20 protein-coding genes and 1 tRNA gene are annotated in these 20,639 nt (G+C 60.7%); 8 read left to right on the top strand and 13 right to left on the bottom strand.

What is annotated here, in order from left to right:
- Positions 1 to 72: 72 nt before the first annotated feature.
- Positions 73 to 792 carry a hypothetical protein gene (locus OVA07_RS14540; RefSeq protein WP_268172194.1) on the bottom strand — a complete coding sequence of 240 codons (720 nt, stop codon included), beginning with the start codon at positions 790 to 792 and terminating at the stop codon, positions 73 to 75.
- Here OVA07_RS14540 and OVA07_RS14535 point away from each other — a divergent pair.
- A complete protein-coding gene (locus OVA07_RS14535) occupies positions 791 to 1,084 on the top strand; it encodes a hypothetical protein (protein WP_268172193.1) in 294 nt (97 codons plus the stop codon). The two genes, OVA07_RS14540 and OVA07_RS14535, sit on opposite strands and share 2 nt — an antisense overlap.
- A 239-nt stretch (positions 1,085 to 1,323) precedes the next feature.
- Positions 1,324 to 1,776, top strand: coding sequence for a preQ(1) synthase (queF, locus tag OVA07_RS14530; RefSeq protein ID WP_268172192.1), 453 nt, complete (start codon positions 1,324 to 1,326; stop codon positions 1,774 to 1,776).
- Here queF and OVA07_RS14525 read toward each other — a convergent pair.
- The 4 genes from OVA07_RS14525 to OVA07_RS14510 form a co-directional block, all read right to left on the bottom strand.
- Positions 1,758 to 2,606: a formylglycine-generating enzyme family protein gene (locus OVA07_RS14525; protein WP_268172191.1), complete on the bottom strand. Its 849-nt coding sequence runs from the start codon at positions 2,604 to 2,606 to the stop codon at positions 1,758 to 1,760. The two genes, queF and OVA07_RS14525, sit on opposite strands and share 19 nt — an antisense overlap.
- A gap of 96 nt (positions 2,607 to 2,702) precedes the next feature.
- A tRNA-Thr gene (locus tag OVA07_RS14520) sits at positions 2,703 to 2,777 on the bottom strand.
- 25 nt (positions 2,778 to 2,802) lie between these two features.
- Complete coding sequence (locus tag OVA07_RS14515; RefSeq protein WP_268172190.1) at positions 2,803 to 3,675, bottom strand: hypothetical protein; 873 nt, start codon at positions 3,673 to 3,675, stop codon at positions 2,803 to 2,805.
- The gene (locus tag OVA07_RS14510) at positions 3,672 to 4,988 is read right to left on the bottom strand and encodes a replication-associated recombination protein A (protein WP_268172189.1); all 1,317 of its coding nucleotides are present in this window, start codon (positions 4,986 to 4,988) and stop codon (positions 3,672 to 3,674) included. Before OVA07_RS14510 ends, OVA07_RS14515 begins: the two co-directional genes overlap by 4 nt.
- A gap of 99 nt (positions 4,989 to 5,087) precedes the next feature.
- Here OVA07_RS14510 and OVA07_RS14505 point away from each other — a divergent pair, with 99 nt between their 5' ends.
- Together OVA07_RS14505 and OVA07_RS14500 are read left to right on the top strand one after the other, a co-directional pair.
- Positions 5,088 to 5,783: a PadR family transcriptional regulator gene (locus OVA07_RS14505; protein ID WP_268172188.1), complete on the top strand. Its 696-nt coding sequence runs from the start codon at positions 5,088 to 5,090 to the stop codon at positions 5,781 to 5,783.
- Positions 5,784 to 5,869: 86 nt separating this feature from the next.
- Positions 5,870 to 6,334, top strand: coding sequence for a hypothetical protein (locus OVA07_RS14500; RefSeq protein ID WP_268172187.1), 465 nt, complete (start codon positions 5,870 to 5,872; stop codon positions 6,332 to 6,334).
- Between the two features lie 10 nt (positions 6,335 to 6,344).
- On the opposite strand, the gene OVA07_RS14495 is transcribed toward OVA07_RS14500, so the two are convergent.
- Both OVA07_RS14495 and typA read right to left on the bottom strand, forming a co-directional pair.
- Entirely contained in the window at positions 6,345 to 7,538 is a 1,194-nt protein-coding gene (locus tag OVA07_RS14495) for a glycosyltransferase family 4 protein (protein WP_268172185.1), read from the bottom strand.
- Positions 7,539 to 7,661: 123 nt separating this feature from the next.
- Positions 7,662 to 9,482 carry a translational GTPase TypA gene (typA, locus tag OVA07_RS14490; protein WP_268172724.1) on the bottom strand — a complete coding sequence of 607 codons (1,821 nt, stop codon included), beginning with the start codon at positions 9,480 to 9,482 and terminating at the stop codon, positions 7,662 to 7,664.
- A 424-nt stretch (positions 9,483 to 9,906) separates the two neighbouring features.
- Here typA and OVA07_RS14485 point away from each other — a divergent pair, with 424 nt between their 5' ends.
- Positions 9,907 to 12,606, top strand: coding sequence for a TonB-dependent receptor (locus OVA07_RS14485; protein WP_268172184.1), 2,700 nt, complete (start codon positions 9,907 to 9,909; stop codon positions 12,604 to 12,606).
- Between the two features lie 29 nt (positions 12,607 to 12,635).
- Here OVA07_RS14485 and OVA07_RS14480 read toward each other — a convergent pair whose 3' ends face one another.
- The 4 genes from OVA07_RS14480 to pdeM all read right to left on the bottom strand — a co-directional run bounded on the left by OVA07_RS14480 (position 12,636) and on the right by pdeM (position 15,300).
- Complete coding sequence (locus OVA07_RS14480) at positions 12,636 to 13,322, bottom strand: hypothetical protein (RefSeq protein WP_268172183.1); 687 nt, start codon at positions 13,320 to 13,322, stop codon at positions 12,636 to 12,638.
- A gap of 95 nt (positions 13,323 to 13,417) precedes the next feature.
- Positions 13,418 to 13,717, bottom strand: coding sequence for a hypothetical protein (locus OVA07_RS14475; protein ID WP_268172181.1), 300 nt, complete (start codon positions 13,715 to 13,717; stop codon positions 13,418 to 13,420).
- 244 nt (positions 13,718 to 13,961) lie between these two features.
- Complete coding sequence (infC, locus tag OVA07_RS14470; RefSeq protein WP_268172179.1) at positions 13,962 to 14,480, bottom strand: translation initiation factor IF-3; 519 nt, start codon at positions 14,478 to 14,480, stop codon at positions 13,962 to 13,964.
- A 115-nt stretch (positions 14,481 to 14,595) separates the two neighbouring features.
- The gene (gene pdeM, locus OVA07_RS14465; RefSeq protein ID WP_268172178.1) at positions 14,596 to 15,300 is read right to left on the bottom strand and encodes a ligase-associated DNA damage response endonuclease PdeM; all 705 of its coding nucleotides are present in this window, start codon (positions 15,298 to 15,300) and stop codon (positions 14,596 to 14,598) included.
- Between the two features lie 73 nt (positions 15,301 to 15,373).
- On the opposite strand from pdeM, the gene hemF reads away from it, so the two are divergent.
- From hemF to OVA07_RS14450, 3 genes are all read left to right on the top strand, one after another.
- The gene (gene hemF, locus OVA07_RS14460) at positions 15,374 to 16,237 is read left to right on the top strand and encodes an oxygen-dependent coproporphyrinogen oxidase (RefSeq protein ID WP_268172723.1); all 864 of its coding nucleotides are present in this window, start codon (positions 15,374 to 15,376) and stop codon (positions 16,235 to 16,237) included.
- A 5-nt stretch (positions 16,238 to 16,242) separates the two neighbouring features.
- Complete coding sequence (locus OVA07_RS14455; protein ID WP_268172177.1) at positions 16,243 to 16,863, top strand: GNAT family N-acetyltransferase; 621 nt, start codon at positions 16,243 to 16,245, stop codon at positions 16,861 to 16,863.
- 86 nt (positions 16,864 to 16,949) lie between these two features.
- A complete protein-coding gene (locus tag OVA07_RS14450; RefSeq protein WP_268172176.1) occupies positions 16,950 to 19,037 on the top strand; it encodes a RelA/SpoT family protein in 2,088 nt (695 codons plus the stop codon).
- On the opposite strand, the gene OVA07_RS14445 is transcribed toward OVA07_RS14450, so the two are convergent.
- Together OVA07_RS14445 and OVA07_RS14440 are read right to left on the bottom strand one after the other, a co-directional pair.
- Positions 19,034 to 19,816 carry a transglutaminase-like domain-containing protein gene (locus OVA07_RS14445; protein WP_268172175.1) on the bottom strand — a complete coding sequence of 261 codons (783 nt, stop codon included), beginning with the start codon at positions 19,814 to 19,816 and terminating at the stop codon, positions 19,034 to 19,036. The two genes, OVA07_RS14450 and OVA07_RS14445, sit on opposite strands and share 4 nt — an antisense overlap.
- 1 nt (position 19,817) lies before the next feature.
- Positions 19,818 to 20,315 (bottom strand): DoxX family protein, encoded by a 498-nt coding sequence (locus OVA07_RS14440; RefSeq protein WP_268172174.1) that lies wholly within the window; start codon positions 20,313 to 20,315, stop codon positions 19,818 to 19,820.
- Between the last annotated feature and the right edge of the window lie 324 nt (positions 20,316 to 20,639).

Genomic DNA, 20,639 nt, shown 5'->3' with positions numbered 1-20,639 from the left:
TTCGCTTTTGCCGAAGCCTAGCCTCGCTGCAACGCAGCGTCGAGGTGTAAAACGGGGCTGGAGCGTCTCATTTCATGCAAAGGCAGGCACGGTCAGCGCGCGGCGTCCCACATCGGAATAGATGCGCGGGCCAAGGTCCAGCCGGAACGGTTGCAGCCGCGCCTGCGACGGCGCTTCTTCAAGCCCGATGACAAAAGCGCTGCGCAAGATCACGGATTTCCCATCGATTTCGCCCGTTGCCTCGATCCGCACCAGTGGCACGAACAGCGCGGCGCTGCCGTGGCGAATGGGGGTGATCGCGCTCAACGGCAGGCGAATCTCGCCGGTCAGTTCAAGCTGCTCTCCGCCTTCGATTCGCGCGATACGGTGCAGAACTGGCGCATCTGCCAGGCCAAGCTGTTCCTCTGTCGGGCGCGATGCATGGGCGGCGGTCATGTCGCCACGCACCACCACATCATTCACTGCCGAGCCAGCTTCCAGCATCAGCCGATAGGCCAGCGTGGCATTGACCAGAGTCGCGCTCATCCGCCCGGCTTCAAGGTCGAGCGTCAGGGCAGTAGTGGGCGCGGGCACTGTCTCTGCTATCGGTTCGGCCTTGGCGCGAACGACAGGTCTTTCAAACACCGGCTCCGCCGCAACAACCGTCCTGCGCCGCCACCACACCAGCGCAGCGCCCGCGCTTGCAACAGCAGCCAGCGCCACCGCAATCCACAACCACCGCGTCACCCCCGGCTCTGCGGGCGTCAGCGTGGGTGTTTGCGCCGTCACAGCAGGCGGCGGCGTTACCGGCATGTCCGAAGCAATCGGGACCGGCGCAATGGCAGGGATTTCGGCAGGGGTTTCGCGGGCAACCGGCGTAGACACGGGCGAGGGCCGCGATTGCGCACTCCTGCTTTGCGCAGCAGGAGCGGGCGCAGCGCGCGGACTGGCGGCAGGGGTTGGTGCCGATACAGGCGGCAGGCTGACCGGGGGCGGTGTCGATTCAGGCGCGGCTGTTGTCGTGGCAACACGCGGCGGTGGCGCGCCTTCGGTCACGGGGCCTTGGGCAGTGGGCGTCGATGTGGGGGCGGGCGGCAGTTGGTAACTGCCAACATCCTGCGCCTGCGCCGACGCGCTTGCCAAAACCAACAGTGCTGCAAATGGCCCCACGATCCTTATCATGCCTGTCCGAAAGCGAGCATCTGCTTTAATCGTCAATGAACCAATGGGCACGATCCGGCGACTTGCCCTTGGGTTGCGACAGGTGCATGGCAAATGGCATTCGCGGCCGTTTGCGGCCGTTCATGTATGTTTAGAGGACGTTCAGGTCACATGGCAGGTCACATGGCAGAATCGCCGCTCCACTTGGGCCAAACCAGCGCACTTCCGGCCTCGCCAGAGCAGGCGGTGCTGGATTATGTGCCCAATCCGCGCCCCGGCACGCTCTATATGATCCGCTTTGCTGCACCCGAATTTACTTCGCTGTGCCCGGTCACCGGCCAGCCTGATTTCGCGCATCTGGTGATCGATTATGCGCCGGGTGAAACCATCGTGGAATCAAAGGCCTTGAAGCTGTTCCTCGGATCGTTTCGCAACCACGCCGGCTTCCACGAAGACGTCACCGTCGGCATCGGCCAGCGCCTGTTCGCCGAAATGGCCCCGCAATGGCTAAGGATCGGCGGTTACTGGTATCCCCGCGGCGGCATTCCCATCGACGTGTTCTGGCAAAGCGGTCCACCGCCCGCTGGACTTTGGCTTCCAGATCAAGGCGTTGCGTCCTATCGCGGACGCGGCTGAGGCTGAGGAAGCTCGCGCACCACGCGCAAACCCAGATGGCTGTTGCGCTGTTTGACAGGATCGTTGATCCGCTGCGCCGCACGGGTGGTCCAGTCGCTCAGGCTCCACCCGCTGCCCCGCACGTTGCGTTCCTTGCACGGAAGGGCGGCGTCCCACGCGGAACCGTCGACTGGCGCACCAGCAAAGCCATTATGGTGGCAGTCGGCCGTCCATTCCGCGACGTTGCCGGTCATGTCATGCAGGCCAAAGGCATTGGGCGCATAGCTGCCAACCGGCAGGGTTCGGCCGATGGTGTTTCCGAAATTGGCTTTGGCGGAATCGGCCTTGTCGCCATAGAGGAACCATGTGGAAGTGCCTGCACGCGCGCCATATTCCCACTCGGCTTCGCTCGGCAGGCGATAGCGTTGCCCGGTCTTGCGGCTGAGCCATTCGACATAGCTGACGGCATCGCCATAGTGGACATGGATGACCGGACGCCGCCCACGTCCCCAACCTTCATCGGCGGGCCGGTAGCCCCCGCAGCCACCATCGGCAACACAAGCATCCCATTGATCGAACGTCACTTCATAGCGGCTGATAGCAAAGCGATATCCGATCGTGACCATGTGCCGGGGCGATTCCATGGTGTCAAACAACGGGACCACGCCCAGCGCATCACGTTCTTCCTGACTGGACCCCATGATGAAATCGCCCGGCGGCACGACCACCATTTCCGGGTAATCGGGACCATCGGCAAACGCGGAACCTGCGTGAAATGCTGTTTCCTGCGCCAGTGCGGGGACCGGCAACATGGCAAGTGTCAGACAAAGACGTGCGGAACGAGCGGTCATGTGCGAGCCTCCGGTGGTGTGGAGGCATGATTGGCCACAGCGCACCCACTGCAAAGCGAGGGTAGCAGAACTATCGACCTGCGGAGAGTTTGACGCTGGTGCCGGCTGAGGGATTTGAACCCCCGACCTTCGGTTTACAAAACCGCTGCACTACCACTGTGCTAAGCCGGCCCGCTGTCAGAATCGCCCTCTAGCCTCATAGCGCCCCGAAGGTCCAGCCCTCGGTTGCGGCAATTTTGGTAGAAAGTTCGCGCGGGGTCCACAGTTGCGGGTCGTGGGCGGCGTGACGGAGCCATGCAGCGGTGAGGATTGCGTCACAGCTATGATCGTCCAGCGCACCGCCAAGGCCCGATGGCGCTGATTTCAAGGCTGTAAGCGCGGCGTCGAGTTCGGTGGCGTGGCGCATCTTTGACCTGCTGGCACTGCGCCCTGCGGCCATCGCAGCGATGGTGGTATAGATTTCGCAGATCACGGGACCAGTCGCTGGCAGGGGATCGACCGGCCAGACCGGAATGCGCTGGTCCAACTGGTGTAGTAGCCGCATGCCTGAAAGGCTGGACTTACCCACTTGCGCCGCGCCGACAAGGTTGAAGTTGGAATAGGGCTTGCACCCCAGCCGCCGCTGCGCGGCCTCGGTCACGCGAAAGCGACCCATGCCACCGCCGAAATGCGCTCCCTCGCGGCCACCATGGCGGCGGAAATAGGGCGCGAAATCAGGGTGGTCGACCAGCGTTGATACGCCCAGATGCGGCTCATCGGCGCAGATCCGGTCTACCAGTGCCCAAAGGGTATGCGCATTGGTCAGGCTGTTTTCGTGACATGGAAAAAACGCGCCAAGGTCTTCGAATGGCAGCGAAATTCCAAGGTCCATACCCACCAGTGCATCATCGGGCAGTTCGTTCAAAAGCCAGTCGCGCACTTCGGTGCGGGACCAGCAGTGGCCGGGCCGGACCAATTGCGGCGCCGCATCCCCCTTGTTCGCCATGGCAAGGGCGATGCCCTTGTGCCGTTCTCCCGCAGCGCCGGACCAGTCGATGGCGACGAAGTGCCCGAATCTTCGGGGATTCATCCGCGTTCCCGGCGCTTGCGATCCCACCACTCCAGCCGCTTTAGCACTTCGCGTTCAAACCCCCGCTCCACGGGTTTGTAATAGGTTTGCGGGACCATGCCTTCGGGCCAGTAATTCGCACCGGAAAAGCCATCTTCCACATCGGGATCATATTGATAGCCCGCGCCATAACCGATGTCCTTCATCAGCTTGGTCGGCGCGTTCAGAATATTGGCGGGCGGCATCAGCGACCCGGTTTCGCGCGCGGATTTGAATGCTGCCTTTTGCGCCATATAGGCCGCGTTCGATTTGGGTGCGGTGGCAAGATAAAGGCAGGCCTGTACAACCGCCAGTTCGCCTTCCGGGCTGCCGAGAAATTCATAGGCGTCCTTGGCGGCAAGGCATTGGTGCAGGGCTTGCGGGTCGGCCATGCCGATGTCTTCCACCGCCATGCGCACCAGTCGCCGCAGCAGGTAAAGCGGTTCTTCCCCCGCCACGAGCATCCGCGCCAGATAATACAATGCCGCTTGCGGATCGGATCCGCGCACCGATTTGTGCAGGGCGGAAATCAGGTTGTAGTGGCCTTCGCGGTCCTTGTCGTAGACCGCCACGCGCCGCATCAGGAACTTGCCAAGGCCTTCGGGATCAAGTGGGGCGGGCAGAGACACGTCGAACAGCATCTCCGCCTGATTGAGCAGGAAACGCCCGTCGCCATCGGCAGACGCCACCAGAGCTTCGCGCGCGGGCGGGGTGAGGGGAAGGCGCAGGCCGGTGATATCTTCGGCCCGGTCAAGCAAGGTGCCCAGCGCCGCGGCGTCCAGCCTATGCAGGATCAGCACTTGCGCGCGCGACAGCAGAGCGGCGTTCAGGGCGAAGCTGGGGTTTTCTGTTGTCGCGCCGACCAGTGTGACGGTGCCGTTTTCTACAAACGGCAGGAAGCCATCCTGCTGGGCGCGGTTGAAGCGGTGGATTTCGTCCACGAACAATAGCGTGCGCCGCCCGGTCAGCGCCATGGCTTCGGCTTCTGCGAAGGCTTTCTTGAGATCGGCCACGCCTGAAAAGACTGCGCTGAGCGCGACGTAGCGCATACCCACTGCTTCGGCCAGAAGGCGGGCAATGCTGGTCTTGCCGGTGCCGGGCGGTCCCCACAGGATCATCGAGGTCAATTTGCCTGCCGCTACCATCCGGCCAATCGCGCCTTCGGGACCGGTCAGGTGGTCTTGCCCGATGATTTCAGTGAGATCACGCGGACGCAACCGATCAGCCAGTGGGGCTTCGGCAGTGGCCGAAGGGGGGGAGGCATCTTGCGGGGGAGGGGCGAAAAGGTCGGCCATGTCAGGCCGAAATAAGGGTGCGCGAAAAAAATTGCACCTGCCTCTTGCGAAGATGTTTTTAAGATATATCTTAGACCCATCATGAAAAGGATGACGCAGATGCGATTCGAAGATGGTTTCAACAATCATGGCGGCCGTCATGGCCGTTGCGAAGAAAGAGGCGGCCGGGGACGTCACGGTGGTCACGGCCGCCATGGCGGCAAGGCCGCGATGCTGGCGATGATGGGCGGGCGCTTTGGCGGGCCGTTCGGAAAGGGTGGGCCGTTCGGTGAAGATGGCCCATTTGGCGGGCGTGGTGGTGGATTTGGCGGCGGCGGTGGCCGTGGGCGTCGCGGTGGGCGGATGTTTGCAGGTGGCGAACTTCGACTGTTGCTGCTGCATCTTGTCGCACAGCAACCCCGGCACGGGTACGACCTGATCCGTGCGGTGGGTGAACTGGCCGGGGGCGAATATGCGCCCAGTCCAGGTGTGGTCTATCCCACGCTGAACCTGCTGGTGGATGAAGGCCTGATTGCCGAAGAAGTGGGGGAAGGGCCGCGCAAGGCTTTTGCTGCGACCGAAGCGGGCCGGGCCGAACTGGGGGGCAAGACGGAAGAGATCGACGCAATCACCGCCCGGCTGAAAGCATTGGGCGATCAGCGCGAACGCAGCGAAAGTCCGCCGGTGCGCCGCGCGATGGGCAACCTGTATACTGTGGTGAAAAACCGTGTGATGACCGAAGGGTTCAGCACGGAAGCAGCCCATGCCATTGCCGATATCCTGGACGAAGCCGCACGCAGGATCGAACGGCTTTGATGTTCCACGAGTCAGCCCTTTTGCGCCGCTTTGACGAAGGGCTGGCCCATGGTATCCTCTCCCCGCGGCGCAAGGGGAGACGTGCAATGGACAATCTGCAATCCGAATTCGGTCCCATACGCAAACCCGCTCCGGCCCATCTGTGGGCGGTGGGCGTCATCAGCCTATTGTGGAACAGTTTTGGCTGTGTGGATTACACCATGACCAAGCTTGATCCGGTCGGCTATCTGGCCTCGATGAACATGGGGCCGACCGAAGTGGCTTATATGCAGGCAATGCCTGTGTGGTTCAATGCGTTCTGGGCATTGGGCGTGTGGGGTTCGCTGGCAGGTTCGGTCCTGCTGCTGCTGCGGTCGCGCCACGCGGTGACGGTGTTTGCACTTGCCCTTCTGGGGCTGCTGGTTACGCAGCTCTATCAGTTCTTCGGCCCGCCAATGCCGCCTGCCATGGCAACCCCGGCGATGTACGGGATGACTGCGGTGATCTGGGCGTCGATGGCGTTTTTCCTGTGGTACGCGCGCAAGATGGCTGTGCAAGGCGTTCTGCGCTGACCGGAAAGGTTCAGCGTTTACGCCCTGCGGCCTTCTGGCGAACCAGCCTCAGATACGTGTCGGCCACGGCCTGATTGATGCGGTCCCACGAAAATTCCAGGCTGCGCTCCTCGCCCGCCGCGCCATGGCGCGCGCGCAGGGGCGCATCCTCGACATAACACCGCAGGCTTTCGGCGAACTGGCGCACTGCGCCCGGCGTGATGAGGCGCCCCGATACGTTGTCGTCCACCAGGCTCTGGCTGCCGGTGGCGGCGGCGGCGACCACGGGTACGCCACAGGCCATCGCTTCCAGCGTGACATTGCCGAAGGTTTCGGTGATTGATGGGTTGAACAGCACGTCCATGCTGGCCACCGCGCGGCCAAGATCGGGTCCTCCCTGAAAGCCTGCAAACACGGCATCCGGGAGACGCGCAGCAAACCATTCGCGCGCCGGGCCTTCGCCCACCACCAGCACGCGATGCTTGATTCCGCGCCGGACAAGCTGGTCGATGGAATCGGAAAAGACGTCCAGCCCCTTTTCCATGACCAGACGGCCAAGAAAGCCGATGACCACTTCATCGTCAGCAATGCCAAGAGACTGACGCCATTCGGCGCTGCGTGCGCCGGGATGGAAAATGTCGCGGTCAACGCCGCGTGACCAGATATCGATATCGTAATTCATGCGCTGGGCGCGCAGCACTTGTGCCATCGATTCCGATGGAGCCACAAGCCCGTCACAACGCCGATAGAAGCGGCGCAGCATGGCTTCCAAGGCTGGTTCCAGCCATGCCATGTTGTAATAACGCAGATAGGTTTCAAAGCGCGTGTGAACCGAAGCCAGCACGGGCAGTTTACGATGCCGCGCCCAGGAAACCGCGCGATGGGCAACAATATCCGGCGAGGAAACGTGGACGACGTGAGGGTTGAACGTTGCCAGATCGCGCCGGACACGGGGCGACAATGCGAGCGGGAAACGATATTCCTCGCGTCCCGGAATTGCGACGGCGGGAATGCCGACAAGCGTTCCGGTGGCTGGGAAAGCCGGATTGGCGACCTTCGGGGCATAGACCCGCACATCGGCACCCTGCCGCAGAAGGTATCCTACCAGCCGGTTCAAAGCCTGGTTGGCGCCATCGCGCACGTAGTTGTAGTTGCCGCTGAACAGGGCGACGCGCAGGCCCTTTACCTCAGTAGGAAGGCCTTCGGGAAGGTGAGGATCGCTCATCGCCCGCGCCATAGCCGGGTTGCGCATGAATGGCGAGTGACTGGCGTAAATTCCTGAAGGCAACGACCGTATCGTGCCGGAAAATGAAAAGGGCGGCCTGTGTGGGCCGCCCTTCTTTGTGTCTTATGCCGCGTCCTTTTTGCGAGACGCTTTCTTGCGCTCGTTCGGGTCGAGGATCGCCTTGCGCAGACGGATGGTCTTGGGCGTCACTTCGACCATTTCATCGTCGTCGATATAGGCGATGGCCTGTTCCAGCGTCATGATCTTGGGCGGGGTCAGGCGGATGGCGTCGTCCTTGCCGGTCGAACGGAAGTTCGTCAGCTGCTTCGACTTCATCGGGTTGACTTCAAGATCTTCAGGCTTGGCATTTTCGCCGATAATCATGCCTTCATACAGCGCTGCGCCGACGCCGACGAACAGGATCCCGCGTTCTTCAAGCGGACCAAGGGCATAAGCCACTGCTTCGCCCGTGCCGTTCGAGATCAGCACGCCGTTCTTGCGGCCTTCGATCTTGCCCTTGTGCGGACCATACTTTTCGAACAGCCGGTTCATGATACCGGTGCCGCGCGTATCCGACAGGAATTCACCGTGATAGCCGATGAGGCCGCGCGACGGAGCCGAGAAGGTGATGCGGGTTTTGCCGCCGCCTGACGGACGCATGTCGGTCATTTCGCCCTTACGGGTGGCCATCTTTTCAACGACGGTGCCCGAAAATTCATCGTCCACGTCGATCATCACGGTTTCGTAAGGCTCGGTGCGGTTGCCGCTTTCGTCTTCGCTGAACAGCACGCGCGGGCGGCTGATGCCAAGTTCAAAGCCTTCGCGGCGCATCGTTTCAATCAGCACGCCAAGCTGCAGTTCACCGCGCCCTGCCACTTCGAAGCTATCCTTGTCGGCAGATTCGGTGATCTTGATGGCGACGTTCGATTCCGCTTCGCGTTCAAGACGGTCACGGATCATGCGGCTGGTCACCTTCGAACCTTCGCGGCCGGCCATGGGCGAATCGTTCACCGCAAAGCGCATCGAAAGAGTCGGCGGATCGATCGGCTGGGCCTTGATCGGCACCATCACTTCGGGCGCGGCGATGGTGTTCGACACGGTGGCGACGGCAAGGCCGGCCAGCGAAATGATGTCGCCCGCGCGGGCTTCATCCACCGGTACGCGATCAAGGCCGCGGAAGGTCATGATCTTGCTGGCGCGGCCGACTTCGATGACCTTGCCATCCATGTCGAGCGCGCGGATCGGATCGTTGACGCGGATCGTGCCCGACTGGACACGGCCGGTCAGCACGCGGCCCAGGAAGTTGTCACGGTCAAGCAGCGTTGCAAGGAACGAGAACGGTGCGTCGGCATCGAGGTTCGGCGCAGGAACGTGATCGACGATCAACTGGAACATCGGTTCCAGCGTGCCTTCGCGGCGATCGGGGTCGGTGCTGGCATAGCCGTTGCGGCCCGATGCATAAAGCACGGGGAATTCAAGCTGTTCGTCGTTGGCATCAAGCGTGACGAAAAGGTCGAACACTTCGTCGAGCACTTCCTGAATACGTTCATCAGGACGGTCGACCTTGTTGACCACCACGATCGGCTTCAGGCCCAGAGCCAGCGCCTTGCCAGTGACGAACTTGGTCTGCGGCATTGCGCCTTCCGAGCTGTCGACCAGAAGGATAACACCGTCGACCATGCTGAGGATGCGTTCAACTTCGCCGCCGAAGTCGGCGTGGCCGGGGGTGTCGACGATGTTGATGCGGATGCCGTTCCATTCGATCGACGTCGGCTTGGCGAGAATGGTGATCCCGCGTTCTTTTTCGAGGTCGTTGGAATCCATCGCGCGTTCTTCGACACGCTGGTTGTCACGGAAGGTGCCGGATTGACGGAAGAGCTGGTCAACCAGCGTGGTCTTGCCGTGGTCGACGTGGGCGATGATCGCGATGTTGCGCAGGGGCAGCGACATGGGAACTGGGGCTTTCCTTAACAGGGAATCGGTGGGGGTTCGGCACAAGCACGGCCCGCCCCGAATATCGGCGCGCGCTTACAGGACATATTGCGTTGCGGCAAGCGTGGAGGCCGCAAATGGCGCAAGCCTGCTGGCCATAGGGGAGTTTTGGGCCCTGTCAGCGGGTGTTCAATGCCGGGGGTGGGCCGGGGTTGGCAGTGTTTTCCGGGGATGATGACAGCAACTGTGTCTCGATTGCCACAGGGCATGAAAATGCATGGAAAACGGTGCATTTTGGTGGACCTTCGGATTGTTCCTGTCCGTTCCGATACTTAATGTGGCGGCAGGGAAAAAGGATGTCCTTCCGACCCAGACGATGCGGACCTGTAAAAGGACGCTGGGGTTCAGTCGGGATTGCAAAAGGAATAGCAGACAGATGATGCCGAACTTTACTGGCCGTAGCGGTCAGGCCGCGCTCCGTTCGGGCGCTTGCAGCCTTGCTTTTGCTTTTTCCGCCGTCTTTTCGGTCGCCGCCGTGGCCCAGGAAGCTGCACCTGCAGGCGAAGAGGCGCAGCCAGCAACCGATGCACCTGAACGTGTGGCAGAAGGTAACGAGATCATCGTTACCGCCAGCAAACGTGAACAGACGCTTCAGGACGTCCCTATCGCGGTTTCGGTGACCAGCGCCAAAACGCTGGAACAGGCGCAGATCCGCGATTTGAAGGACCTGACCAGCGTGGTGCCGTCTCTGCGCGTGACGCAATTGCAGTCGAGCGCGAATACAAACTTTATCATCCGCGGCTTTGGCAACGGCGCGAACAACGCCGGGATTGAGCCTTCGGTGGGTGTTTTTATCGATGGCGTATATCGTTCGCGCTCTGCCGCGCAGATCGGCGATTTTCCCGATGTGCAGCGCATTGAAGTGCTACGTGGGCCGCAATCAACGCTGTTTGGCAAGAACGCCTCGGTCGGCGTCATCTCCATTGTGACGCAGGCTCCGAAGTTCGAATTCGGCGGCAATGTCGAGGCGAGCTACGGCAATTTTGATGCCGTCGTGCTGAAAGGCGTGGTCACCGGCCCGGTCAGCGATACGCTGGCCGTCAGCGTCGCGGGCGGCCTTAACAAGCGTGACGGATACAATCAGGATCTGGGCACCGGCAGCGAGACCAACGAACGTGACCGCTGGTTTGTGCGCGGGCAGGCGCTGTGGGAACCCAACGCACAAATGCGGGTGCGGCTGATCGGCGATTATTCGAAGATCGATGAAATCTGCTGCGCGGTGGTCAACCTGCGCCCGTCGCTGTCGACGACGGTTGTGCGCGCGTTGGGCGGGCAGGTGAACACTCCTGACGAAATTTATGCCAACCGCGTCTATTCCAACATCGATTCAACCAACGATATCGAGAACTGGGGCGTTTCGGGGCAGGTCGACTATGATCTGGGGCCGCTGACGTTCACATCGATCACCGCCTATCGCAAGACGGACGCGCTGACCGATCAGGATTCCGATTTCACCAGCGCCGATCTGATCGGCCACAACGCCACCCAGCAATCGATAAAGACGTTCACGCAGGAGCTGCGCGTGGCCACCAACATGGATGGCCCGCTGAACTTCCTGTTGGGCGGCTATTACTTCAATGAAAGCATTCGCCAGACAAACCAGATTAACTGGGGGTCGCAGGCGCGTGGCTATGCCGACTTTCTGATCCGTGGGCTGACCAGCAACACGCAATCGCTGCCCAGCCTAGAAGCGACGATCAGCGGGCTGACCGGCACGAATTATATTGGCCAGTTCTTTGTCGAAGGGCAGGGGCTGGATGAACGCTACCGCCTGAAGAACGAGGCGCTGTCGGTGTTCGGGCAGGCCGATTTCAAGATCGGTGATCGCATGACCGTGACCGGTGGCGTCAACTACACCAAGGATAAGAAGCGCTATTCTGCGCAGATTGATTCCAGCGACGTGTTCGCAGGGCTGGACCTGGCGGCGATTGGCAACACGGCGCTGCGTCAGGGTTTTGTCTCGCAGGCTTTGGGCACCACCAACCCGGCCACGATTGCTGCCTTTGCACAGGCCAATCCTGGCACATTTGCGGCCATTCAGGCACAGGCCGCCGGCTTTGCCGCACTGAATGCGAACCTTACGACAGCGGCGGCGGCAGCCGATACCAATCCGTTGACCGTGGGTAACCCGCTGCTGGCGCTGCGTCAGTTGCAGTACCTGCCGCCGTTCCTAGCAGTGCCGAACGCGGTGGAGCCGGGCCGGACCGATGACGACAAGTTCACCTATATGGTGCGCGTTGCCTTTGACCTGACTGACGCGATCAATGTCTACGCAAGCTATGCTACCGGCTTCAAGGCCAGCTCGATCAACCTGTCGCGCGACAGTCGTCCTGCGCTTTCCGATCAGGCTGCGTTGCAGGCAGGTGGGTTGACGGTTGTGAACCAGACTTATGGCAGCCGCTTTGCCGGGCCGGAAAGCTCAACGGTTTATGAAATCGGGCTGAAAGCTGACTGGGGGCTGGTGACGGCGAACATTGCCGCATTCGATCAGCGCATCAATGGGTTCCAGTCGAACACCTTCACCGGATCGGGCTTTGTGCTGGCCAATGCAGGCAAGCAGTCGGTACGCGGCCTTGAATTCGAAGGTACGGTGAAGCCTGCGAAGGGCTGGATGCTGAATGTCGGGATGACCTACCTCGACCCCAAATATGATCAGTTCATACTGTCGGCGGTGGGCGATCTTTCGGGCACACGTCCGGCGGGCATTCCGGCAATTTCATCGACGTTCGGGGCAAGTTATGACCATGAATTCAGCAGCGGCGATCACCTGATCCTGCGCGGCGATTTCCACTATGAATCTCCGGTACAGATCGTGGAGGGCCTGCCGGGTTTCCTCGATTCAGGAACTGCGGTAGCTGTGGCTGCGGCACGCCCCTATCGCCGCGAAGTGAACGAGTTGAACGCATCAATCACATGGGCGATGGCGATGGGGCTGGAACTGACAGCGTGGGGGCGCAATCTGACCGACGCACGCTATCTGCTTTCGGTCTTTGATACGCCTGCACAGCCAGGGTCGGTATCAGGCTATACCAGCCAGCCGCGCACTTACGGGGTGACGGCACGTTACAGGTTCTGATTAGGGAGAGGGGGCTGAAAGGCCCCCTTTCACTTTGTCGCAGGCGCGTTGACCGATGAGGCGATGGGCCGTGCGTGCAGCGCGGGAAAGGCAGCTTCGATAGGTTTGGTATCGGGCAGGATATAGACGTAGCCGCCCTTTTTGCCGAACATGGGCGCGATCTTGCTGCCATAGATGGCCTTGGGCACGTTGATGCAGCCAAAGGTGATGCGGTTGTCATCTATGCCGGGTGACAACATGCGCTCGCGGCGTTTATCTTTCGGATTGCCCGGCGGAATGGTGTGGAGCGCCACCGAGGTGGCGTAATCTACCCATAGAACTCTCGCGTTCCCTGCGGCCCGGCCAAATTTGGCAAGGAAACGCCCGGCAGGCGTGGTTTTTTCAGCGGGGCCAATTTCGGCAAGGTTCTTCGACCCGATACCGGGAGTTGCGTCATCGCCACTGGCAATGCCGATGAGCACCGGGGCGGTTGCAAGCTGTTCACCCTTGGCGTCGAACAAGAACAGCGTGGCTGCCGGTTTGTCGATGATGATATAGGGCAGGGCGCGGTTGTCCGCGCTATCGGCTACCCAGTCGGCAATGCGTTGGGCAGAAGCCGTCAACGGGTTTTGCGGCGCTTCGACTTTGGCGGCAGGCTTCACTTTTTTGGCGGCGGCGAATGCTGGTTGGGGTGCAACCAGCGCTAGTCCTGCCAGCGCCATCATGGCCTTCATCATCTGTGGTATCACTCGGTTTGGATGGCCGTTGGGGACCGGACGGGAAACCGATGGCTGCGGAAATTGCCATGGCCACCCGTCCGGAGGGGAAACACTTAGTTGCGCGGACGCTTGCGCTGGGCTTCGACCATGCGCTGTTCGACGCCATCGATGCGCGCGCCAAGCTGATCGATGCGCTGGGTGTTGGTCTGGGCCTGCGCATTGGCGGCCTGCGCTTCGCCGCGAGCGGCCTGAGCAACGCCGTCGGTAGTCTGCAGGCGGCCTTCGACGCCATCAATGCGCTGGTTAACCGTGGCGATCTGTTCGTTGACATAGCCCTTGGTGGCGCAACCGCCGAGGCCGAGCGAACCGGCCATGATGGCGACGGCGGGGATGATCTTGAGGGACGGCGTCATGCATTACTCCTTGGTTTGGTTTTTTGGCGAACCGGGCGGCGAACGCGCGGGAACGCAAATCGGGCATGGCCCTTTCGGCGGATCGTGCATGGCTGCGGCTGAACGGAAAGGCCGTGCATCTGCGTGCGGACAAAGAGTTGCGAGTGCGCGATGAACGGAAAGTGGCTTGCAAACAGAAAGGGCGCGCCTTGCGGCACGCCCTTTTCCTGATCGGCCAGTTCTGGCCGGTCCAATACGGCAGCGCTTATTTGGGTGCTAGCACCATAAGCATCTGACGGCCTTCCATGCGGGGGAACGCTTCGACTTTGGCAATTTCGGCCACGTCGTCCTGCACCTTGCGGAGAAGGTTCATGCCGAGCTGCTGGTGCGAAAGTTCGCGACCGCGGAAGCGCAACGTGATCTTCACCTTGTCGCCTTCACCGATGAACTTGATGACGTTACGCATCTTGGTATCGTAATCGTGATCATCAATGTTCGGACGCATCTTGATCTCCTTGATCTCCTGCGTCTTCTGGCTCTTGCGGGCGAGGTTAGCCTTCTTCTGCGCCTCGTAGCGGAACTTGCCCACATCGAGGAACTTGCAAACCGGCGGGTCTGCGTTCGGGGAAACTTCAACGAGATCGAGGCCGATTTCGGCAGCCTGCTCAATCGCTTCGCGGGTGTACATCACACCCAGGTTCTCGCCAGCATCATCGATCACGCGCACCTTGGGCACGTTAATCATCTGGTTATAGCGAGGTCCGCTCTTGACGGGGGGCGCCATACTGCGCCGGGGTGGGGGAGCTATAGTGCTTTCTCCTGCAGTTAATCCGGATATGCGATTGGCGCGCTCCATATCACAATGCGCGCATAGATAAAGTGGGGTTTTCGGATGGAAATTACGAGTCCGCCCCGCGCCTGGTTTCACGCCACAGTGCAAAGCGGGCCAGGCGCTCTCCGGCCGGAACCAGCGCATCGATTGCGCGGGCGGGTTGCAAGGCGGCGAGGATGGCCGGATCGCTCGCATTCATGCCGCCTGTAAAGGCACCAAAAGCAGGTAATATCAATCTGTTGTCGCTAGAAACGGCGCAGGGGCGGGCGATCTGCCGACCTTTTACAGACACACGCATCTTGGGATGGAAGTGGCCAGAAACTTCCGCTCCGGCCCGCCCAGCGCGGGCGATGTGGCGCAAGGCTATGCCTGACAGAACAAGTTCGTCGACCACCGTTCCACCCGGCGCGCGGGCATCTTCATCGTGATTTCCGGTAATCCACACCCAGTCTGTGGCGCGTGTAAGCGCGTCGAGCATTCCTGATGCGTGCGGTTCCATCCGATCGACTCCGCTGGCATCGTGAAACGAATCACCCAGACACAACACGCGCCGCGCGCCGGTATGCCTGATCGCTTCGGCCAGTCGTTCCAGCGTGGCGCGGCTGTCATACGGAGGCAGCATCTGGCCATGGCGGGCAAAGAAGCTGGCCTTTTCGAAGTGCAGGTCGGCCACCAGTAGTGCATTTTCTTCGGCCCAGAACACCGCCTGCGACGTGCCTAAGCGAAATTCCTGATCGTGGAAATCAAATGGAGCGAACGAAAGGGGAACCATGACTTGTCCTTGCCGGAAGGCGATTTGGTTGGCAAGTGCTGCCCCCATGTCCAAGCAAACGTCTGAGCAATCCCTGACCGACTGGTCCGCCCACACCGCCCGCGCCCGTGCATGGTTTGAAACACTGCGCAATCGCATTTGCGCAGAATTCGAAGCGATCGAGCGTGAGGCAGGGTCGGCTGCCAGCTTTACGTACACGCCGTGGAACCGTGAACATGGCGGTGAGGCCGTGGAAAATGGCGGTGGTGGCGTGCAGGGCCTGATGAAGGGCAAGGTGTTCGAGAAAGTCGGCGTCAACGTATCGACCGTGCAGGGTGAATTTTCCAAGGAATTTGCGAGCACGATCAACGGTGCGAGCGCAGAAACGCCGGGTTTTACGGCCACCGGAATCAGCCTTGTTGCACACATGGCCAATCCGCATGTGCCTGCAGTGCATATGAACACCCGTTTCCTGACCACGCAGAAGGCATGGTTCGGCGGTGGTGGGGATCTTAATCCGCCGCTGCCCTATGACGAAGATACGGCTGAATTTCACGCCACGTTCAAGGCCGCCTGTGATGGCCATGACGCTGACTATTACCCACGCTTCAAGAAGTGGGCGGACGACTATTTCTATATTCCCCACCGCAAGGTGCATCGTGGGGTCGGCGGGATTTTCTACGATCATCTGGAATGCGCCGATGATGCCGCATTCGATGCCAATTTTGCCTTCACTCGCGATGTGGGCGAGGCCTTTCTCGACGTGTTCCCGCGCCTTGTCCGGCGGCGGATGGGTATGGCGTTCAACGATGCCGAAAAGCTGCAGCAGTTGCAGTGGCGGGGGCGATATGCCGAATTCAATCTGGTGTGGGACCGGGGGACGCTGTTTGGCCTGAAAACCGGCGGCAATATTGATGCCATCTTGATGAGTCTGCCGCCTGAAGCCGTCTGGAGCTGAATCAGATGGAGGTTGCGGGCGCGCCGTTGGGCGCAGGCTTCCACAACGTCAACGCGGGTGATCTGGCCTGTGTGGTGACGGCGCTGGAAATGCATGAAGTGCCGCCTAGCCTGCGCCGACTGGTGCCTGAAAGCGATGTTCCGGTGCAACTGGTGCGGTGGAAAGATTGCGCCCCTGAAAAGTATCGCCTGCTTTACCAGCGTGTCGGTGCGCCATGGCTGTGGTGGTCGCGACTGGCCCGAAGTGACGCCGAACTTTGCGCGATCATCCACGATCCGCAGGTGCAGCTTTATGCCGTGGTTGACCGGGCGCGGGTTGAAGTGGGCATGCTGGAACTGGATTTCCGGGTGGCGGGCGAGTGCGAGATTGCCTTCTTCGGCCTGATTCCCGGCGCCACCGGCAAAGGGCTGGGCAAATGGCTGATGCGCAAGGCTCTGCAGATGGCATGGGCACCGGAGACAAGGCGCGTATGGGTTCACACCTGCACGCTGGATGATCCACGTGCGGTTGGATTTTATGCCGCGCAAGGGTTCGTGCCCTATGCGCGATATGTGGAAGTTTTCCCCGATCCGCGCCTGACGGGATTGCTGCCTGAAACGACAGGGACGGCTCCTGTCCTGCGTTGAATTGCGGCGTTATTGGGAAAATCGATTGCCTTTACGCGGCTTTCCCCCTTGCCCTGCAACCCTGCTTGCCTCCATCAAGGGCCGAGATGCTGCGCCAATACGAACTTGTCGAACGTGTTCTTGCCTATGATCCGCAAGCGGATGAGGCGATGCTCAATCGTGCCTATGTCTATACCGTGCAGAAGCACGGTACGCAGAAACGGGCGAGCGGTGACCCCTATTTTTCCCACCCGGTAGAAGTTGCGGGCCTGATGACCGAGCTGAAGCTCGATCAGGACACGATCATCACCGCGCTGTTGCACGATACCGTCGAAGACACGCTGGCGACCGTCGAAGAGATCGAGCGGCTGTTCGGCCCAGATGTCGCCCGGCTGGTCGATGGCGTGACCAAGCTGTCCAAAATCGAAACGATGAGCGAGAGCGAGCGAGCGGCCGAAAACCTGCGCAAGTTCCTGCTGGCGATGAGCGAGGACTTGCGCGTCCTGCTGGTCAAGCTGGCTGACCGCATGCACAACATGCGCACGCTTCATTATATCAAGAGCGAGGACAAGCGCCGCCGCATCGCGCGCGAAACGATGGATATCTATGCCCCGCTGGCCGAGCGCGTGGGCATGTACGAATACATGCGCGAAATGCAGTTGCTGGCGTTCGAGCAGTTGGAACCCGAAGCCTATGCCACCATCACCGGGCGGCTGGCGGCGATCCGTAGTGAAGAAGGCGCGCAAGTCGATGCCATCGCGCTTGAGATCAAGAAAGTGCTGGCCGAAGCGGGGCTGCGGGTCGAAGTTTCGGGCCGCGAAAAGCATCCCTATTCGATCTGGCGCAAGATGGCAGAACGCCACGTCTCGTTCGAACAGATCACCGACATCATGGCCTTCCGAGTGGTCACAGATGGCGAGGATGATTGCTACAAGGCGTTGGGTATCCTGCACCGGGCATGGCAAATGATTCCGGGGCGGTTCAAGGACTACATCTCTACGCCGAAGATGAACGGCTATCGGTCGCTACATACTTCGCTGATCTATTCCAACGCCATGCGCGTGGAAGTGCAGATCAAGACCTGCGACATGCACGAACGCAACGAATACGGCCTTGCCGCGCACTGGGCATACAAGCAGGGCGGCACGCCCGATGCCGAAGTGGGCTGGTTGCGCGATCTGGTGGAAATCCTTGAATCCAGCCACGATGCCGAGGAATTGCTCGAAAACACCAAGATGGCGATCTATCAGGATCGTATCTTTGCCTTCACCCCCAAAGGCGCGCTGTTCCAGTTGCCCAAGGGGGCGACGCCGATTGACTTTGCCTTTGCCGTTCACACTAAACTGGGCGCGCAGGCGGTGGGGGCCAAGATCAACGGTCGCCATGTGCCGCTGCGCACCCCGCTGGGCAATGGCGACGTGGTGGAAATCATCAAAAGCCGCACCTCTGAGCCGCAGCTTTCATGGCTGGGCTTTGTGGTGACAGGAAAGGCGCGGGCGGCAATCCGCCGCTTCGTGCGCCAGAAGGAACGCGCCGAAGTGGCCGAAATTGGCCGCAAGCTTTACGAGGAAATCGTCGAGCGGCTGCCAACGAAAATCGGCAGGAAGGCGTTGAGCGATGCACTGAAGCGACTAAAGCTGACCGGCGAGGAAGACTTCATGTTCGCTATCGGATCGGCCAAGCTGGACGACCGGCAGGTGATGGAAGCACTTGTTCCCGGAAGCGCTGCTAACCTGCCGCAGGACGCCTGGCCCAGCCAAAGGCGCGCGATTGCGGTGCGCGGCCTGACGCCGGGCGTGGCCTTTCAGCTTGCCGATTGCTGTCATCCGGTGCCGGGGGATCGCATCGTCGGCCTGCGCCGTCCGGCCAAGGGTGTGGAAGTCCACGCCATCGACTGCATGAAGCTGGCTGACGGGGTGGATGCCGACTGGATCGACCTGTCATGGGACGCGCGCACCGACGGCGCGATTGGCCGCCTGCGTGCCGAACTTTACAACCGTCCCGGCACACTGGCCGAAATGGCAGGCATTTTTGCCAAGAACCATGCCAACGTCGTCAATCTGGAAATGACGCTGCGCGAAAATCCGTTCCACACTTATGAAGTCGACCTTGAAGTGCGCGATCTGGCGCATCTGACGCGGATCATCAGCGCGCTGCGCGCCAGTGACGCCGTGGCGCAGGCGGAACGGATTTAGAGAAGCGTTACCTCGACCGACTGCCGTTCCAGTGTGGCGCTGCCAAAGATGGTCAGGAAGGCAACGTCTGATGCATCGCGCCCAACGCCGATGATCGCGGTCTGCGATGGATCGGCCATGCCCGTTGCGTCAACCAGATGCCATGCCCCTTTCAGCCACACTTGCGCCATGGCATGAAAATCGGGCGGATTGACGCCGGGGGCCAACGCGCTGACCATGCGGGCAGGGATGCCCAGAACACGCGACAAGGCGATCAGCAGGTGGGCATAGTCCCGGCAGACGCCTTCACGGGCATGAAACGTGTCAAGCGCGGTGGTGCCGCCGTGGCTCGATCCCGGAACATAGCTGAGATGACCGCCAATCCAGTCACGCACGGCGGCCACGGCCGCACCGCCGGAAAGATGGCCAAACATGTCGATGGCTGCAGCGTGCAGGGTATCGACCGGGCAATAGCGCGACGGAAAGATATATTCGACCGCTTCTGAGGGCAGCCATTGCAGATCATCGGCAGGCAGGTTTTCCAGGTCGGACGCTGTGCGCGAAATCGCGACTTCTGCGGTGTAGCGCGCTTCAAGGTGGGATTGCGGCAACAGCCAGATGCGTTCGCCCACCCCGCCATGGGCCGCAATGCGCCGGAAACCGGGGATCGGGTCAACGATTAGGGCGCTGCGCACGATGGTTTGATCGCGCAGGGACGCAGCTTCGATCTGCATCAGCACCGGTACCGGTTCCGACAGTTTATAGGCAAGATCGATGGAAACAGCGATGCGGGCGGTCAAATCATTCATCCTTGCACAATGCACGACCGCCGTTCCGGCTCCGGCCAGTTGCGGTAAGCGTGTGGGCTAACTTTTTGCTGACCCGGCTTTTCGCTGATCTGGAACGATAAAGCCATGCCACGAGCGCAGTCATCCCCACCGATACTGCGTTTTGCTTCAACATGAAGACTTCTCCGTGACGGTAGTGGACCCACGACGAGATCACTTCCAGAACGACAAACACGACTGCCGCCCACATTCCGGCGCGGGCAAGGGCCGGGCGTTTGAAATGGCCGATCAGGGCTGCGATCAGAACAAGGGCAAGGCCGATTTCCATCCACCCGATTGTGCGCCCCAGCGCTTCGGGCAAATGGACCGTCCACGCGGTATGCCGGGCCAGTTCGTTAAGCGGTGCAAAGGCCTTGTGCCATCCGACAAAGCCGTGAAATGCGGCAAGTATTAGTGACAGCGGCGCGAGAAGGACAATCTGCGCGGCGGTTGCAAGGCGGTTTTGGGGCATAATGATCTCTCCCGATCTATTTTTGAAATAATAAATCTAATTTATGCTCGGTTCGGGAGCAATGGCGTGTGCGCCGGTTGAGCATGCGGTTTTGACGAACGATGTGTTTTGCGATATATGCCACCACAACGGAGCTGTAGTCGCGACACGCAGCAATTGAACCAAGGCCGCACCTGCACAGGGTGTTTACGGCTCTGCTTTGTGCTTAGCGCACGGTTGACGTTGCAGGCGAAACCGCCTAAGCGCCCCTTTCACTCTCGGTCGGAAAGACTTTTGGCAAACGGCTTAATGCTTTGTTTTGCTGAATTTTTTCCACCCTTTCCG

The organism is Novosphingobium sp. SL115 (assembly GCF_026672515.1).
Lineage (GTDB): Bacteria > Pseudomonadota > Alphaproteobacteria > Sphingomonadales > Sphingomonadaceae > Novosphingobium.
Note: the sequence above shows the minus strand (reverse complement) of the source record. Positions and strands in the feature narration are given on the sequence as shown.